Source organism: Variovorax sp. GW822-FHT04E09, assembly GCF_058800845.1.
This window is the reverse complement of record NZ_JBXAMR010000008.1, coordinates 147,230-161,919: the sequence shown is the minus strand read 5'-3', so window position 1 is coordinate 161,919 and position 14,690 is coordinate 147,230. Positions and strand designations below refer to the sequence as shown.

Below are 14,690 nucleotides of genomic sequence, written 5' to 3'. Positions count from 1 at the left end.
TCCCGCCTTTGCCGCAACCCCCGCGAACGCGCCGGCTTTTGCGCCAAAAACGATCAATTCACCCCGTCAAACGACCCAAAAATAGAGCGACGACCTGCCGATGCGCAGGCCGTGCTCAGAGGATTCCGCACATGTTTGGAGCTTTCCGTCGGTACTTCTCCACCGACCTGGCGATCGACCTCGGCACCGCCAACACCCTGATCTTCGCCCGCAACAAGGGCATCGTGCTGGACGAGCCCTCCGTGGTCGCGATCCGCCACGAAGGCGGCCCCCATGGCAAGAAGGTGATCCAGGCCGTCGGCCGCGAAGCCAAGGCCATGCTGGGCAAGGTGCCCGGCAACATCGAGGCCATCCGCCCGATGAAGGACGGCGTCATTGCCGACTTCGTGATCACCGAGCAGATGATCAAGCAGTTCATCAAGATGGTGCACCCGCGCACGCTGCTCACGCCGAGCCCGCGCATCATCATCTGCGTGCCCTGCGGCTCGACCCAGGTCGAGCGCCGCGCCATCAAGGACGCGGCCGAAGCCGCCGGCGCCACCGCCGTCTACCTCATCGAAGAACCCATGGCCGCGGCCATCGGCGCCGGCCTGCCCGTCAGCGAAGCCTCGGGCTCGATGGTGGTGGACATCGGCGGCGGCACCACCGAAGTGGGCGTGATCTCGCTGGGCGGTATGGTCTACAAGGGCTCGGTCCGTGTGGGCGGCGACCGCTTCGACGAAGCCATCATCAACTACATCCGCCGCAACTACGGCATGCTGATCGGCGAGCCGACGGCCGAAGTCATCAAGAAGAACATCGGCTCGGCCTTCCCCGGCTCCGAAGTCAAGGAAATGGAAGTCAAGGGCCGCAACCTTTCCGAAGGCGTGCCGCGCAGCTTCACCATCAGCAGCAACGAAGTGCTGGAAGCCCTGACCGACCCCCTGAACAACATCGTCTCGGCCGTGAAGAACGCGCTGGAACAGACGCCTCCCGAACTGGGCGCCGACATCGCCGAGCGCGGCATGATGCTCACCGGCGGCGGCGCGCTGCTGCGCGACCTCGACCGCCTGCTCGCCGAGGAAACCGGCCTGCCGGTGCTCGTGGCCGAAGATCCGCTGACCTGCGTGGTGCGCGGCTGCGGCATCGCCCTGGAGCGCATGGACCGTCTGGGCAGCATCTTCACGAGCGAGTAAAAGGCGAAAGCCATCATCGGCCGGCCTCTGCTTGCGCAGGCCGGCTTTTTGTTATTTGATGCCGCACCACCGCCGGGTCTGACTACATGCCTCTGGGCACGCTCGATCGCACAGCGCCACCCCTGTTCAACCAGGGGCAATCGGCACTCAGCAAGCTGATCTTCTTCGGCGCGCTCTCGCTCTTCCTCATGGTCGCCGACGCCCGCTTTCACCTCGTGAAGCCGATCCGCTCGGCCATCGGCGCGGTGCTCTACCCGGTGCAGATGGCGGCGCTCAAGCCGGTCATGCTGGTGATGGGCGGCAGCCGCTACTTCGAAGAGCTGCAGACCGCGCAGCGCAACGAAGACGAGGCCCGCAAGGCCCTGATGCTGCAGGCCGAGACCGCCAGCCGCGCCGACACGCTCGCGCAAGACAACGCCCGCCTGCGCGAGCTGCTCGAGCTGCGCCAGACCACCACCACGCCGGGCCGCCCGGCCGAGGTGCTGTACGACGCGGCCGACCCCTACACGCGCAAGATCGTCATCGACCAGGGCCTCGCGCAGGGCGTGGCGGCCGGCTCGCCGGTGATCGACGCGCGCGGCGTGCTGGGCCAGGTGACGCAGGTGCTGCCCTTCACGAGCGAGGTCACGCTGGTGATCGACCGCGACCTGGCCATTCCCGTGCAGAACACCCGCACCGGCGTGCGCAGCGTGGCCTTCGGCGACGCCTCGGCGCACGGCGGCGGCATGGAGCTGCGCTTCATGGCGGCCAATGCCGACCTGCAGGAGGGCGACCTGCTCTCTACCAGCGGCGTCGACGGCATCTACCCGGCCGGCCTGCCGGTGGCCAAGATCGAACGCATCGAGCGCCGCGCCGATTCGGCCTTTGCGCGCATCTACTGCGTGCCGCTGGCCCGCGTGACCGCGGCGCGCTACGTGCTGGTGCTCGAGCCCTCGGGCGCCCCGGTGGCGCCGCCGCACGTCGAGGCCGCGTCCACCCAGCGCAAGCGCCCCGAAGGCAAGCCCGGCGCCGGCAAGAACGAGAAGAAACCGGCGGGAGCCACGCGATGATCAAGCGCCCCGGCCAGCAGCAGCTCTTGCTGCCCGTCAGCCCCGTCTTCATGTGGACCAGCCTGCTCGTGGCGCTGCTGGTCAACATGATCCCCATCGGCCGCGCCGCCTGGATGCCCGACCTGCTGGCGCTGGTGATCGTGTTCTGGGGCGTGCACCAGCCTGCGCGCGTGGGCATCGGCGCGGCCTTCATGTTCGGCCTGCTCATGGACGTGCACCAGTCGTCGATGCTGGGCCAGCATGCGCTGTCCTACACCACGCTGGGCTTCTTCGCGATCATGATCCACCGGCGCCTGCTGTGGTACCCGGTGCTCTCGCAGGCGCTGCAGGTGCTGCCGCTGTTTGCGTTGTCGCAGTTCATCGAGGTGATCACGCGCATGATCGGCGGCGGCGTGTTCCCGGGTTGGGGCGTGCTGGTCTCGCCGGCCCTCGAGGCGGCGCTGTGGCCGCTGGCCACCGCGCTGCTGCTGGCGCCCCAGCGCCGCACGCCCGAACCCGACGAGAACCGCCCCCTCTAGTCATGGTGCCCCCCGGCTTTTCACTTCGCTTCGCTGCGTGTAACTCCACCCCCCGAGGGGGAGGCGCGGCCCGCCTTGGGGCGGCCCGGCGGCGGCCGCCCGTCGCATTTGCCATCGCACCTGCGCACGCCTAAGCTTCCTGACGCCATGACCGAAATCCGCAACGTTGCCGCCGACCTGGCGCGCTTCAAGCGCCGCGTGATCGTCATCGGCCTGGCGGTGCTGTTCGCCTTCAGCCTGCTGGGCTCGCGGCTGGTCTACCTGCAGGTCGTGCGCCATGCCGACCTGGCCGAGCAGGCCGAGAGCAACCGCACGGCCGTGGTGCCGGTTGTGCCGAACCGGGGGCTCATCCTCGATCGCAACGGCATCGTGCTGGCCTCCAACTACTCGGCCTACACGCTGGAGATCACGCCCTCGAAGGTCGGCGACGTCGAGGAGACCATCAACAGCCTGACCAGCGTGCTCGAGGTGTCGCCGCGCGACCGCCGCCGCTTCAAGCGCCTGCGCGAAGACTCGCGCAGCTTCGACTCCATTCCGATCCGCACCCGCCTGAGCGACGAGGAAGTGGCACGCTTCGCGGCGCAGCGCTACCGCTTCCCGGGCGTGGAGATCAAGGCGCGCCTGTTCCGCAACTACCCGCAGGGCGAGCTGGCCTCGCACGTGCTGGGCTACATCGGCCGCATCAACCAGCGCGAGAAGACCGCGATGGAAGACTGGGACGAGGAAGACCAGGCCAACTACAAAGGCACCGACTACATCGGCAAGCTGGGCATCGAGCAGAGCTACGAGAAGATGCTGCACGGCCAGACCGGCGTCGAGCAGATGGAAACCTCGGCCGGCGGGCGCGCCGTGCGCCGGCTCGCGAGCCACCCGGCCACGCCGGGCAACACCGTCATGCTGTCGCTGGACATCAAGCTGCAGAAGCTGGTGGAAGACATGTACGGCGACCGGCGCGGCGCGCTCGTGGCCATCGACCCCAAGACCGGCGAGGTGCTGGCCTTCGTGAGCAAGCCCACCTTCGACCCCAACCTTTTCGTCGAAGGCATCGACACCGAGAGCTGGCAGGCGCTCACCGAATCGATCGACAAGCCGCTGCTCAACCGCGCGCTGCGCGGCACCTACCCGCCGGGCTCCACCTACAAGCCCTTCATGGCGCTGGCGGCGCTGCAGACCGGCAAGCGCGCCGCGAGCGTGGTGGTGAACGACCCCGGCTACTTCAACTTCGGCGGCCACCGCTTCGGCAGCCCCGAGGGCTACCTGGGCGGCGTCGACATGCGCCGCTCGATCCAGGTGTCGAGCAACATCTACTACTACTCGCTGGCCAACGAGATGGGCGTGGACCTGATCCACGACTTCATGAAGCCGATGGGCTTCGGCCAGATCACCGGCATCGACCTGGGCGGCGAGGTGCGCGGCGTGCTGCCCAGCACCGAGTGGAAGCGCAACGCCTACAAGCGGCCCGAGCAGAAGAAGTGGTACGCGGGCGAGACCATCTCGCTGGGCATCGGCCAGGGCTACAACGCCTTCACCATGCTGCAGCTCGCGCAGGCCACGGCCATCGTGGCCGACGGCGGCATGAAGCACCGGCCGCACCTGGCGCTGGCGATGCGCAACACGGTCAGCGGGCAGGTCGTGCCGCTGCCGCAGCCGCCGGCCGAGAACCTGGGCTACACGGCGGCCAACGTGGCGGTGATCCGCGAGGGCCTGACCAGCGTGGTCACCAGCGGCACGGCGCGCGGCGTGTTCGCGGGCGCGGGCTACCAGGCGGCCGGCAAGACCGGCACGGCGCAGGCCGTGACGCAGGCCAAGAACACCAAGTACAACGCGCGTGCGCTCGAAGAGCACCAGCGCGACCACGCGCTGTTCATGGCCTACGCACCGGCCAACAACCCGAAGATCGCGCTCGCCGTCATCGTCGAGAACGCCGGATGGGGCGCGGGTGCCGCGGCGCCGCTTGCGCGCCGCGTGTTCGACTACTGGCTCATGGACCAGTACCCGAGCGAGGCCGACATGGCCGCCGTGCGCATCGGCCGCGCGGGCGCGCCGATGGGCAAGCCGCGCGTGGCCAGCGAAGTGGCCTGGCCCGCGGCGGCCGCGGTGCCTGCACCGGCGGGCGCGGCATCGTCGGCGGCGCCGACGCCCTGACAGGCGCGCCCCGCGGGGCGCACCGCAGTTCAGGCCAGGGTCAGACCACCGTCCCGGTGACTTCACCCAGGCCGATGCGCACCGCGCCTTCGCGCTCGCACCAGCCGCGCATCACCAGCGTGTCGCCGTCTTCCAGGAAGGTGCGCTTCTCGCCGTTCGGCAGCGTGACCGGCTGCTTGCCGCCCAGCGTGAGTTCCATCAGCGAGCCGGCCTGGTCGGGCTGCGGGCCCGACAGCGTGCCCGAGCCCAGCAGGTCGCCGGGCTGCAGGTTGCAGCCGTTCACCGTGTGGTGCGTGATGAGCTGCGCGGCGGTCCAGTAGGCGGCCTCGGTGGTGTTGCCCAGCGTGAGGCGCACGGGCGCCACGCCGTCGGCGCGCATCTTCGCGGTCTGCAGCAGCACTTCGAGCGTGATATCGAGCGCGCCGCTGTCGCGGTTCGACGGCGCATCGAGGTAGGGCAGCGGCTGCGGGTCTTCGGCGGGGCGCTCGAACTTGGCGCGGAACGGCGCCAGCGCTTCGGTCGTCACGATCCAGGGCGACAGCGTGCTGGCGAAGTTCTTGGCCAGGAACGGACCCAGCGGCTGGTATTCCCAGGCCTGCAGGTCGCGCGCCGACCAGTCGTTGAGCAGGGTCACGCCGAACAGGTGGTCTTCGGCGTCGGCGATGGCGATGGGTTCGCCCAGCGCATTGCCGCGGCCCACGAGGAAGCCCAGCTCCAGTTCGTAGTCCAGCCGCTTCGAGGGGCCGAAGCTCGGCGCGACCGCATCGGGTGCCTTGGTCTGGCCTTGCGGGCGCTTGAAGACCTGGCCGCTCACGCCGATCGACGAGGCGCGGCCGTGGTAGCCGATGGGCACCCACTTGTAGTTGGGCATCAGCGGCTGGTCGGGACGGAACAGCTTGCCGATGGTGGTGGCGTGGTGGATGCCCGTGTAGAAGTCGGTGTAGTCGCCGATGCGGCAAGGCACGGTCATCTCGGCCTGGGCTTGCGCCAGCAAGGCCTTCGACCATGCAGCCTGCTGGCCGCTGCCTTCGGCCAGGCCCGCAGAGATCGCGGCGCGCAGCGCCTGGCGGTCTTTCACCGAGGCGTTCATCAGCACGTTCATGTCGTCGGTGTCGATGAGGCCAGTGGCGCGCAGGTCGAGGATCTGGTCACCGATGGCCACGCCGATGCGGAAGGCCTCGCTGCTGCCGGCGGCGCGGAAGCGGCCGAAGGGCAGGTTCTGGATCGGGAAGTCGGTGCCGGCCACGTTGGCGGCGGCGACCCAGCTGCGCAGCTTCGGGTCGTGGGTGGCGTTGAGTGCGGTCATGGAGGTCTTTCGTTGAATCGGATCAGTCTGCGGTCATGCCCGCTTTTTTGGCGACGTCGCCCAGGCGCTTGTATTCGGTGTCGGTGAGCGTGGTGAGCTCCTGCGCGCTCGAGCCGCGCGGCGAGAAACCGGCCTGCTGCAGCTTGGCTTTCACGTCAGGCATCGCGAGCGCTTCGACGAAGGCTTCGTTCAGCGCCTTCACGATCGGCGCCGGCAGCTTCGCCGGCCCGTACACGCCGAACCACGGCTCCAGCGCATAGCCCTTGAGGCCCGCCTCGGCCATCGTCGGCACGTCGGGCAGCGAGGGCGAGCGCGTGGAGCCCGCCACCGCCAGCGCGCGCAGCTTGCCGGCCTGGATGTGCGGCAGCGACGCCGGCAGGTTGTCGAACATCACGCCGATGGTGTTGCCCAGCATGTCGGTGATGGCCGGGCCGCTGCCCTTGTAGGCCACGTGCGTGAGCTCGGTGCCGGTCATCTGCGCGAACATCACGCCGGCCAGGTTCATCGAGGTGCCGGCGCCCGCGGTGGCGTAGGGCAGGCCGGGGTTCTTCTTCGCGGCGGCGATGAGCTCGGGCACGGTCTTGATGGCCGAACTTGCGGGCACTTCGAGCACGATGGTCGACATGCCCAGCAGGCTGATGGCCGTGAAGTCCTTGCGCGGATCGAAGGCCATCGACTTGTAGATGTGCGGGTTCAGCGCGTTGGTCGAGATGGCGCCGAAGCCGATCGTGTAGCCGTCGGGCGCGGCCTTGGCCACGGCGTCCATGCCGATGTTGCCGCCCGCGCCGCCGCGGTTGTCGATGAGCACGGGCTGGCCTAGCTTCTCCGACACCTTCTGGCCCACGGTGCGCGCCACGAGGTCGGTGGTGCCGCCGGCCGTGTAGGGCACGATGAACTTGATGGGCTTGGACGGAAAGTCGGCCGCGTGCGCCAGCAGGAACGGCGCCGCGAGCAGTGCGACGGCCGCGGCGCGGCGGGTGAGGGTGAGGGTGAGAGCGTGCGTCATGCCTTGAATTGGTCCTTCAGACCGGCCCAGCAGTCGGTGTAGTCGGTGTCGAACGCCGGGCTTTGCAGCGCGAAGTTCGTCGGGATGAAACGGTAGCGGCTCTCGAACATGAAGGCCAGCGTGTTGTCCAGCTTGTGCGGCTTGAGGTCGGCGTGCGTCGCCTTGTCGAAGGCTTCCTCGTCCGGGCCGTGCGGCACCATGCAGTTGTGCAGGCTCGCACCGCCGGGCTTGAAGCCGCCCGGCTTGGCGTCGTACTCGCCCAGCACCAGGCCCATGAACTCGCTCATGAGGTTGCGGTGGAACCATGGCGGACGGAAGGTGTTTTCCATCACCATCCAGCGCGGCGGGAAGATCACAAAGTCGCAGTTGGCCGTGCCGGGCGTGTCGCTGGGCGAGGTCAGCACGGTGAAGATCGACGGATCGGGATGGTCGAAGCTGATCGAGCCGATGACCATGAAGTTGGCCGTGTCGTACTTCACCGGTGCGAGGTTGCCGTGCCAGGCGACCACGTTGAAGGGCGACTGTTTCGTCGGCGCGGTCCAGAAGCGGCCGCCGAATTTCTTCACCAGCTCGTAGGCGCCGCCGTCTGCCTCGAAGGCCGCCACGGGCGCCTGGAAGTCGCGCGCGTTGGCCAGGCCGTTCGAGCCGATCGGGCCGAGTTCGGGCAGGCGGAAGTGCGCGCCGTAGTTCTCGCACACGTAGCCGCGCGAGAGCCCGTCGGGCAATGCGACCTTGAAGGCCATGCCGCGCGGCAGCACCACGATTTCGCCGGGCTTGACGTCGAGCACGCCGAGTTCGGTCGTGATGACGAGGCGGCCCTGTTGGGGCATCACCAGCATCTCGCCGTCGGCGTTGACGAAGGCGCGCTGCTCCATCGAGCGGCCCGCCAGGTACATCAGCGAGCCGATGCCGACCTGCGATTCGGCATCGCCGTTGGCGGCCAGCGTGTGCATGCCGTCGATGAAGTCGACGTCGGCCGCGCCGTCCAGCGGCAGCGGGCCCCAGCGCATCGGCTCGGGCGGCAGCGCGATCTCGCGGTCGGCGCCGGTGGTCCAGTGCGCCTGCGCGTAGGGCTGGTAGCGGCCCGACACCACCGAGGGCTGGCGGCGGTACAGCCAGGTGCGGCGGTTCTCGTGGCGCGGCGCCGTGAAGGCGGTGCCCGAGAGCAGCTCGGTGTACAGGTCGAAGGGGCCGCGCTGCGGGTTGTTGCGGCCTTGCGGCAGTGCACCGGGCACGGCCTCGGAGGCGTACTCGTTGCCGAAGCCGCTCTGGTAGCGCCGTTCGGTGGCGGGTGTTGCTTGGGTCATGGGCTTGTCTTTCGAAAGTCGCGATGAGGTGGGAACGTGCGGCCGTTCAGCCGGCGCGCGCCGCGTCGAAGGCTTCGCGCAGCACGGCCAGCGAGCCGACGTGGTTGGCCAGCACGAGCACGAGCCGTGCGTTGAAGGCGTGGCTTTCTTCGGTGGAAAGCCCCTGGTGGGCCTCGATGAGCGCCTCGTAGAAATCGTCGGGCGCTTCGAGGTTCGGCGTGGTGATCAGTTGCGGTTGCATCGGGGTCATGCCTTTGCCAGTGCGTGGTCGAGGGCCGCGCGAAGGTTCGCTGCCGTGGGCTGCCGCCAGCGCGCGCACACGTGCTGGTCGGGCCGCAGCAGGTAGACGGTACCGGGCTGCGCGTCGTAGCGCTGCGTGGCGAGTTCGGCGTCGGCGCCGGTGCCTTCCACGCGCACGACGTGCAGCGCGAGGTCGCTGCTCTTCAGCGCCTGCAGGCTGCGCTCGGCGGCGTCGCCGGTGCCGAACACCAGCGCGGTGAAGCGCGCCACGTGGCATTCGCGCAGCAGCCAGCCGGTGCTGCCGTCGGCGCGCCGCACGGGCGCGTCGGCCGCGGCGGCGCCGGGCACCATCGCGCCCGCGAAGGTGTCGGCGTCGGGCGTGTTGAGCGGCGAGTCGCGCAGCACCGTGGCCACCGACAGCCGCCCGCTGTTGACCAGCGAGCGCGCGAAGGCGTGGCGCTTGGTCAGCTCGAGCACCGCGTCGCGGAAGAGGCGGCTCACCTCGCTCTTGGGCGTGATGAAGTCGGTGGCGCGCGTCGAATTGCGGATGTTCTCGTCGGCCGCGAATTCGCGTTCGCTGGCATAGCTGTCGAGCAGCGCATCGGGTGCGTCGCCGGCCAGCACGGCCGCGAGTTTCCAGGCGAGGTTGTCGGCGTCCTGCACGCCCGAGTTGGCACCGCGCGCACCGAAGGGCGACACGCCGTGCGCCGAGTCGCCCGCGAACAGCACGCGGCCGTGGCGGAAGCGCTCCATGCGCTGGCAGGCGAAGGTGTAGACGCTGGCCCAGCCGATCTGGAACTGCACGCCTTCGAAGCCGATGCTGTCCAGCAGCGCGCGCACGCGCGGCGTGATGCGCTCGGGCTTGCGCTCTTCCACCGGGTCGGCGTCCCAGCCGAGCTGGAAGTCGACGCGCCACATGCCGTCGGCCTGCTTGTGCAGCAGCACGCTCTGGCCGGGGTGGAACGACGGGTCGAACCAGAAGCGGCGCTCGGTCGGCAGCTGCGCGTCCATCGTGATGTCGGCGATCAGGAAGCGGTCGCGGAACACGCGGCCCTTGGCTTCCTGCCCCAGCATCTGGCGCAGGTTGGAGCGCGAGCCGTCGCAGGCGGCCACGTAGCCGGCCTGCAGGCGGTACTCGCCCTCGGGCGTCTCCACGGTCAGCACCGCGCCGTCGTCGCCTTGCGCGATGCCGGTGACCTTGTTGTTCCAGCGCAGGTCGATCAGCGGCAAGGCCGCGGCGCGTTCGACGAGGTAGCCCTCGACGTAGTACTGCTGCAGGTTGATGAAGGCCGGGCGCTCGTGGCCGGGCTCGGGCAGCAGGTCGAAGCGGTAGACCTGCTCGTCATGGAAGAACACCTTGCCGACGTTCCACGACACGCCCTTGTCCACCATGCGGTCGCCGCAGCCGAGGCGGTCGAACACCTCGAGCGTGCGCTTGGCGAAGCAGATCGCGCGCGATCCGCTGGACAGGCTGTTGTCGTTGTCGAGCAGCACCACGGGCACCTGGCGCAGGGCGAGGTCGATGGCGAGCGTGAGGCCCACCGGGCCGGCGCCCACGACCACCACGGGGTGGCGGGCGGGCGCGGCGGCGTCCTGGTCGGCGTGGCGGGTGTAGTCGAAGCGCAGGCTTTGATAGTCGATCACGTGATGTCTCCGTGTCCTTGTCGTTTCCGTCGCCTTCCCCGCGCGGGGGAAGGTCGCGGCGCGATCAGCCTTCCAGGGCCTTCCACATGTCGATGTCGCGCTGGGCCGTCCACACGCGCGGGTCGGCGTGGCCCGAGGCCTCGTCGTAGGCGCGGCTCACGTCGAAGGGCATGCAGTGGTCGAAGATGACCCACTGCTGGTACTTGGGCTGCAGCTTCGCGTAGGTTTCCTTGTAGACCGCGTTCAGGTCGCGGCCGGCCTTCACGCCTTCCTGCACGCTGGCGTACACGTCGGAAATGAAGGCGCGCGTGCCGTTCAGGCCCTCGGCCACGGCTTCGGGCGTGGTCAGCGCGGCGCCGCGGCCCGGCACCAGGGCCAGGGGCTTCAGGGCGGCGATGTTGTCCAGCGTCTGTGGCCAGTCCTGGAAGTAGGCGTCGCCGGCGTACGGCGTGGCGCCGAACTCGACCAGGTCGCCCGACAGCAGCGCGCGCTCCTGGGGCAGCCAGACGACCGTGTCGCCCTTGGTGTGGCCGCGGCCCAGCTGCAGCAGCTGCACTTCGAGCTTGCCCAGCCACAGCGTCATCTTGCCGGTGAAGGTCATGGTGGGCCAGGTCAGGCCCGGGGGCACGGTCTCGACGTTCTGGAACAGGCGCGGGAAGCGGCCGATTTCGCTGGCCTTGTCTTCCTCGCCGCGCTCGACGATCAGGTCGCGCGTGTCCTGGCTGGCCAGGATGTGTTCGGCGCCGTAGCCCGCCGCGCCCAGCACGCGCACCGCGTGGTAGTGGGTGAGCACCACGTACTTGATGGGCTTGTCGGTCACTTCGCGGATGCGGCGCACCACGTCGGCGGCCATGGCGGGCGTGGCCTGGGTGTCGGCCACCAGCACGCAGTCGTCGCCGATGATGATCCCGGTGTTGGGGTCGCCTTCGGCCGTGTAGGCCCAGGCGTGCTCCGAGATCTGGCTGAAGGTGATCTTCTTTTCTTCCAGGTCGGCCTGGCTGGCGAATTTCTTGGCTTGGCTCATCGTGTGTCTCCGGTGGGGTGGTTTTGGGATTCGCCTGATTCGTTTAAGGCGAACGAGTTTGCAGATAACGAATGCGCGGAGTGTAAGCCCGAGATCAGTTCATGTCTAATGCCTTCTTCATGAACGAACAACCAGACGGCAAGGCGGCCATGGCAGCGACTGACACCGACCGCGCCCAGCGCGGCATCCAGAGCATCGAAGTCGGCGGGCAGCTGCTGCGCGCGCTGGTGCACCACGGCCGCCCGATGGCGCTCAAAGACCTTGCCCGCGAAGCGGACATGACGGCCGCCAAGGCCCACCCGTACATGGTGAGCTTCGGCCGGCTGGGCCTCATCGAGCAGGACCGCGCCAGCGGCCACTATCTGCTCGGCCCGCTGGCCTTGCAACTGGGGCTGATCAGCCTGCAGCAGGCCGACCCGGTGCACATCGCCACGCCGCTGATCGGCCAGCTCGCGCAGCAGATCGGCCACACCGTGGCGCTGGCCGTGTGGGGCGCGCGCGGCGCGACCATCGTGCGCACGGCCGAGTCGCCTTCGCCGGTGCACGTGAACATGCGCCACGGCACGGTGTTCTCGCTCACCAACACGGCCTCGGGCCGCGTCTTTGCCGCCTACCTCGACCCGGCGGTGGTGCGCGCGCAGCTCGAGGACGAGCGCCAGCGCCAGAAGCAGCGCAAGGGCGCCGCCGAGCCCGCGCCGCCGGCCGGCATGCCGCCGGTGCAGCCGCTGCCCTCGTGGAGCGACTTCGAGCGCCAGTGCCAGGAAGTGCGCGACCACGGCATCAGCCGCTCCGACGGCGAGGTGATCGAGGGCGTGAGCGCCATGGCCGCGCCGGTGTTCGACCACACCGGCGCCATCGTGCTGGCCGTGACCGCCATCGGCCCGGCCGGCATCTTCCACACCGCCTGGGACGGCGAGATCGCGCGCGCGCTCAAGGCCTGCGCGGGCACGGTGTCGCAGCGCCTGGGGGCGAGCGCCACCGGCGCCGTGGTGCCCTCCGTTTCCGATCGATGACCCTGTTTTCTTCCGCCTTGTCTTCCACGTCTTCTTCTTCCTCCTCCGACGACCTCGCACTGCGCATCGACCGCACCGTGGCGCTGCTGCGCGGCGCGCGACGCATCGTGGTTTTTTCGGGCGCGGGGCTGTCCAAGGCCTCGGGCATCCCGACCTACCGCGACGCCGACGGCCTGTGGATGAGCCAGAACGCGCTCAAGTTCTCGCATGCCGAGGACCTCGCGCGCGACCCGGGCGGCTTCACGAAGTTCTGGGCCCAGCGCCTGGCGCTGATCGAGACCGCATCGCCCAACCCCGGCCACCTCGCGCTCGCACAGCTGCAGCGGCTGCGCCCCGCGACCCGGCTCATCACGCAGAACGTCGACGGCCTGCTCGGCAAGGCCGGCGGCCAGGATGTGCTGGAGCTGCACGGCTCGCTGCGCCGCTGGCGCTGCGACCACTGCGGCAACCGCAGCGGCCCGTGGCCCTTCCACCGCTGCCTGCGCTGCGGTTCGCACGCGCGGCCCGACGTGGTCATGTTCGGCGAGATGCTGAACGCCGGCGTGCTGCTCGACGCCCAGGTGGCGGCGCAGGAGTCCGACCTGTTCCTGGTGGTCGGCAGCACCACCATCGTCTACCCGGCGGCCGAACTGCCCAAGCTGGCGATGGCACGGGGGGCGCGGCTGGTCACGCTGAACATCGAGCCGCTGCCGCACCTGGACGATGCGGCGGCGGTGGTGTTGCGGGGGGCGTCGGAAGACCTGCTGCCGAAGTTGGTTGCCGGGATGGCCGGCGACTGAAGCGCTAGCCGGCCCGCATCTTCTCGCGCAGCACGCGCCAGCGCGCGAGGCTTTCGGCGGGCCAGTAGTCCTTGCGGTCGTAATACTCGTGCACCGCCGGCGCGCCAGGCGGCAGCACCACCCACGGCTGCTTGGACATCGTGAAGATGTGCAGGTCCGGCGGCAGCCGGTCGGGCGTGTCGAGCGTGCCCACGCGGATGAAGCTCACGGCGTCGCCGGCGCCCGCGTAGTGGCTCCACAGCGCGACGTGGCAGGCCGGGCAGCGCGCGTATTTCTGGCCGCGCCCGCTGGCCGAGGGCGTGAGCACCAGATCGACCGCGTCCTGCAGCACCTGCACGTGCTCGGGTTCGATGAGCGCATTGAGCGCGAAGGACGAGCCCGTCTCGCGCTGGCACCAGCGGCAGTGGCAGCAGTGCACGAAGAGCGGCGGGGCGTTCAGGCGGTAGCGCACCTGCCGACAGGTGCAGCCGCCTTCCAGCGGCACGAAGGCGTCGGCCATGGCGGTGGTCGGGCGCTCAGCCCTTCTTGCCACCCAGCAGCACCAGCGCGCCGCCCACCACGATCGCCGCCACGCCGGCCCAGGCCGGGATGTTGATGGTCTGTTTTTCCTTCACCGAGAACTCCAGCGGGCCCAGCTTGGCCTGGTGGGTTTCCTTGGTGAAGCTGAAGCCGCCCAGGCCGAGCCCGGCGATGCCGGCCACGACCAGCAGGATGCCGACGATGCGCGTTGCGTTCATGGGACGGGTCTCCTCAGGGTTGGTTGGAAGGAAGAGAGAGCAAGTCGCCGGCCGTTCAGCGCCGCGGCGCCGCCGTGCGCGGCTGCGGCGGCTCTTGCTGTTGCAGCTGGTCCACCCATTGCACGACCTCGGCCATGGCCGCGTCGCTCGCCGCGATGAGCGCCTTCACGCCGCCGGGCGCGTCGGCGCTGGCGGCGGGGCGGCGCACGGTGAAGGTCCGCTGGCCCATCACGCGGTCGCCGCCCGTGGCGGTGCGGACCAGCGTGGCGCGCAGGCGCACCAGGCCCGTGCCGCTCGCGGGCGCGTCGAAGTAGTGGCTGAACTCGTCGAGCGAGATGCGCAGCGTGTCGGGCACGATGCCCTCGGTGCGCGCGAGCGTCGCGCTTTCCTCGGGGCCGAGCACGGTGCGGCGCTCGGCCAGGGTGTCGCGCAGCCGCTGGCGCAGCAGCTGCGCGGGCGGCAGGCTCCAGCGCGACTGGCCGTAGGGGCGCAGCTCGTTGGCGTCGGCGTAGCCCATGCGGTACAGGATCTGCGTGCCGTCCAGGCGCGTGTTGCTGTCGAACTCCGCGAGGGACAGTGCCGGCAGCGCGGTGGCCGGCGCGGCAGCGGTGGCAGGTGCGGCGGCCGAAAGGCCGGGGCCGAAGTCGTACAGCGTGGCGCGCGCCGGCTTGTCGGGCAGCATGCCGCAGCCGGCGACCAGCAGCACGCAGCCGAGGCTGGCGAGGGCGGGGAGGGTGTTCTTCATGC

At 69.7% G+C, this 14,690-nt stretch carries 15 protein-coding genes; 6 read left to right on the top strand and 9 right to left on the bottom strand.

Annotation, left to right across the window (positions count from 1 at the left end; translation table 11 throughout):
* Nucleotides 1-131: 131 nt before the first annotated feature.
* From AC1RL8_RS26910 to mrdA, 4 genes are all read left to right on the top strand, one after another.
* Entirely contained in the window at nucleotides 132-1,175 is a 1,044-nt protein-coding gene (locus tag AC1RL8_RS26910) for a rod shape-determining protein (RefSeq protein WP_056583929.1), read from the top strand.
* Nucleotides 1,176-1,261: 86 nt separating this feature from the next.
* Nucleotides 1,262-2,224 (top strand): rod shape-determining protein MreC, encoded by a 963-nt coding sequence (gene mreC / locus AC1RL8_RS26905; protein WP_095743224.1) that lies wholly within the window; start codon nucleotides 1,262-1,264, stop codon nucleotides 2,222-2,224.
* Nucleotides 2,221-2,742: a rod shape-determining protein MreD gene (gene mreD, locus AC1RL8_RS26900; protein WP_062472721.1), complete on the top strand. Its 522-nt coding sequence runs from the start codon at nucleotides 2,221-2,223 to the stop codon at nucleotides 2,740-2,742. Before mreC ends, mreD begins: the two co-directional genes overlap by 4 nt.
* Nucleotides 2,743-2,889: 147 nt before the next feature.
* Nucleotides 2,890-4,887, top strand: coding sequence for a penicillin-binding protein 2 (gene mrdA / locus AC1RL8_RS26895; protein WP_062472723.1), 1,998 nt, complete (start codon nucleotides 2,890-2,892; stop codon nucleotides 4,885-4,887).
* A gap of 40 nt (nucleotides 4,888-4,927) precedes the next feature.
* On the opposite strand, the gene fahA is transcribed toward mrdA, so the two are convergent.
* The 6 genes from fahA to AC1RL8_RS26865 all read right to left on the bottom strand — a co-directional run bounded on the left by fahA (nucleotide 4,928) and on the right by AC1RL8_RS26865 (nucleotide 11,414).
* Nucleotides 4,928-6,193 (bottom strand): fumarylacetoacetase, encoded by a 1,266-nt coding sequence (gene fahA / locus AC1RL8_RS26890; RefSeq protein ID WP_492686614.1) that lies wholly within the window; start codon nucleotides 6,191-6,193, stop codon nucleotides 4,928-4,930.
* A gap of 22 nt (nucleotides 6,194-6,215) precedes the next feature.
* Nucleotides 6,216-7,199, bottom strand: coding sequence for a Bug family tripartite tricarboxylate transporter substrate binding protein (locus AC1RL8_RS26885; RefSeq protein ID WP_492686615.1), 984 nt, complete (start codon nucleotides 7,197-7,199; stop codon nucleotides 6,216-6,218).
* Entirely contained in the window at nucleotides 7,196-8,506 is a 1,311-nt protein-coding gene (hmgA, locus tag AC1RL8_RS26880) for a homogentisate 1,2-dioxygenase (protein WP_492686616.1), read from the bottom strand. The genes AC1RL8_RS26885 and hmgA overlap by 4 nt, the downstream gene beginning before the upstream one ends.
* A gap of 46 nt (nucleotides 8,507-8,552) precedes the next feature.
* The gene (locus AC1RL8_RS26875; protein WP_062472729.1) at nucleotides 8,553-8,747 is read right to left on the bottom strand and encodes a DUF2783 domain-containing protein; all 195 of its coding nucleotides are present in this window, start codon (nucleotides 8,745-8,747) and stop codon (nucleotides 8,553-8,555) included.
* A gap of 5 nt (nucleotides 8,748-8,752) precedes the next feature.
* Complete coding sequence (locus AC1RL8_RS26870) at nucleotides 8,753-10,390, bottom strand: FAD-dependent oxidoreductase (RefSeq protein ID WP_492686617.1); 1,638 nt, start codon at nucleotides 10,388-10,390, stop codon at nucleotides 8,753-8,755.
* A gap of 64 nt (nucleotides 10,391-10,454) precedes the next feature.
* Complete coding sequence (locus AC1RL8_RS26865; RefSeq protein WP_062472733.1) at nucleotides 10,455-11,414, bottom strand: MBL fold metallo-hydrolase; 960 nt, start codon at nucleotides 11,412-11,414, stop codon at nucleotides 10,455-10,457.
* A gap of 149 nt (nucleotides 11,415-11,563) precedes the next feature.
* Here AC1RL8_RS26865 and AC1RL8_RS26860 point away from each other — a divergent pair, with 149 nt between their 5' ends.
* Together AC1RL8_RS26860 and AC1RL8_RS26855 are read left to right on the top strand one after the other, a co-directional pair.
* On the top strand, nucleotides 11,564-12,427 hold the full coding sequence (locus AC1RL8_RS26860) for an IclR family transcriptional regulator (RefSeq protein ID WP_062472735.1): 864 nt from the start codon (nucleotides 11,564-11,566) through the stop codon (nucleotides 12,425-12,427).
* Nucleotides 12,424-13,206 (top strand): SIR2 family NAD-dependent protein deacylase, encoded by a 783-nt coding sequence (locus tag AC1RL8_RS26855; protein WP_492686618.1) that lies wholly within the window; start codon nucleotides 12,424-12,426, stop codon nucleotides 13,204-13,206. The genes AC1RL8_RS26860 and AC1RL8_RS26855 overlap by 4 nt, the downstream gene beginning before the upstream one ends.
* A gap of 4 nt (nucleotides 13,207-13,210) precedes the next feature.
* Here AC1RL8_RS26855 and AC1RL8_RS26850 read toward each other — a convergent pair whose 3' ends face one another.
* Genes AC1RL8_RS26850 through AC1RL8_RS26840 form a run of 3 tightly spaced genes read right to left on the bottom strand, consistent with a single transcriptional unit; the run spans nucleotide 13,211 to nucleotide 14,688 of the window.
* Nucleotides 13,211-13,705, bottom strand: a complete 495-nt coding sequence (locus AC1RL8_RS26850) for a GFA family protein (protein ID WP_492686619.1) — start codon at nucleotides 13,703-13,705, stop codon at nucleotides 13,211-13,213.
* A 16-nt stretch (nucleotides 13,706-13,721) separates the two neighbouring features.
* Nucleotides 13,722-13,943 (bottom strand): hypothetical protein, encoded by a 222-nt coding sequence (locus AC1RL8_RS26845; protein WP_070063477.1) that lies wholly within the window; start codon nucleotides 13,941-13,943, stop codon nucleotides 13,722-13,724.
* Between the two features lie 55 nt (nucleotides 13,944-13,998).
* On the bottom strand, nucleotides 13,999-14,688 hold the full coding sequence (locus AC1RL8_RS26840; RefSeq protein WP_492686620.1) for an ABC-type transport auxiliary lipoprotein family protein: 690 nt from the start codon (nucleotides 14,686-14,688) through the stop codon (nucleotides 13,999-14,001).
* Nucleotides 14,689-14,690: the final 2 nt, after the last annotated feature.

Bases quoted from the DNA above. Each gene is read 5' to 3' on its own strand.
- AC1RL8_RS26910 (WP_056583929.1), top strand. From the start codon at position 132: ATGTTTGGAGCTTTCCGTCGGTACTTCTCCACCGACCTGGCGATCGAC.
- mreC (WP_095743224.1), top strand. From the start codon at position 1,262: ATGCCTCTGGGCACGCTCGATCGCACAGCGCCACCCCTGTTCAACCAG.
- mreD (WP_062472721.1), top strand. From the start codon at position 2,221: ATGATCAAGCGCCCCGGCCAGCAGCAGCTCTTGCTGCCCGTCAGCCCC.
- mrdA (WP_062472723.1), top strand. From the start codon at position 2,890: ATGACCGAAATCCGCAACGTTGCCGCCGACCTGGCGCGCTTCAAGCGC.
- fahA (WP_492686614.1), bottom strand. From the start codon at position 6,193: ATGACCGCACTCAACGCCACCCACGACCCGAAGCTGCGCAGCTGGGTC.
- AC1RL8_RS26885 (WP_492686615.1), bottom strand. From the start codon at position 7,199: ATGACGCACGCTCTCACCCTCACCCTCACCCGCCGCGCCGCGGCCGTC.
- hmgA (WP_492686616.1), bottom strand. From the start codon at position 8,506: ATGACCCAAGCAACACCCGCCACCGAACGGCGCTACCAGAGCGGCTTC.
- AC1RL8_RS26875 (WP_062472729.1), bottom strand. From the start codon at position 8,747: ATGCAACCGCAACTGATCACCACGCCGAACCTCGAAGCGCCCGACGAT.
- AC1RL8_RS26865 (WP_062472733.1), bottom strand. From the start codon at position 11,414: ATGAGCCAAGCCAAGAAATTCGCCAGCCAGGCCGACCTGGAAGAAAAG.
- AC1RL8_RS26860 (WP_062472735.1), top strand. From the start codon at position 11,564: ATGGCAGCGACTGACACCGACCGCGCCCAGCGCGGCATCCAGAGCATC.
- AC1RL8_RS26855 (WP_492686618.1), top strand. From the start codon at position 12,424: ATGACCCTGTTTTCTTCCGCCTTGTCTTCCACGTCTTCTTCTTCCTCC.
- AC1RL8_RS26850 (WP_492686619.1), bottom strand. From the start codon at position 13,705: ATGGCCGACGCCTTCGTGCCGCTGGAAGGCGGCTGCACCTGTCGGCAG.
- AC1RL8_RS26845 (WP_070063477.1), bottom strand. From the start codon at position 13,943: ATGAACGCAACGCGCATCGTCGGCATCCTGCTGGTCGTGGCCGGCATC.
- AC1RL8_RS26840 (WP_492686620.1), bottom strand. From the start codon at position 14,688: ATGAAGAACACCCTCCCCGCCCTCGCCAGCCTCGGCTGCGTGCTGCTG.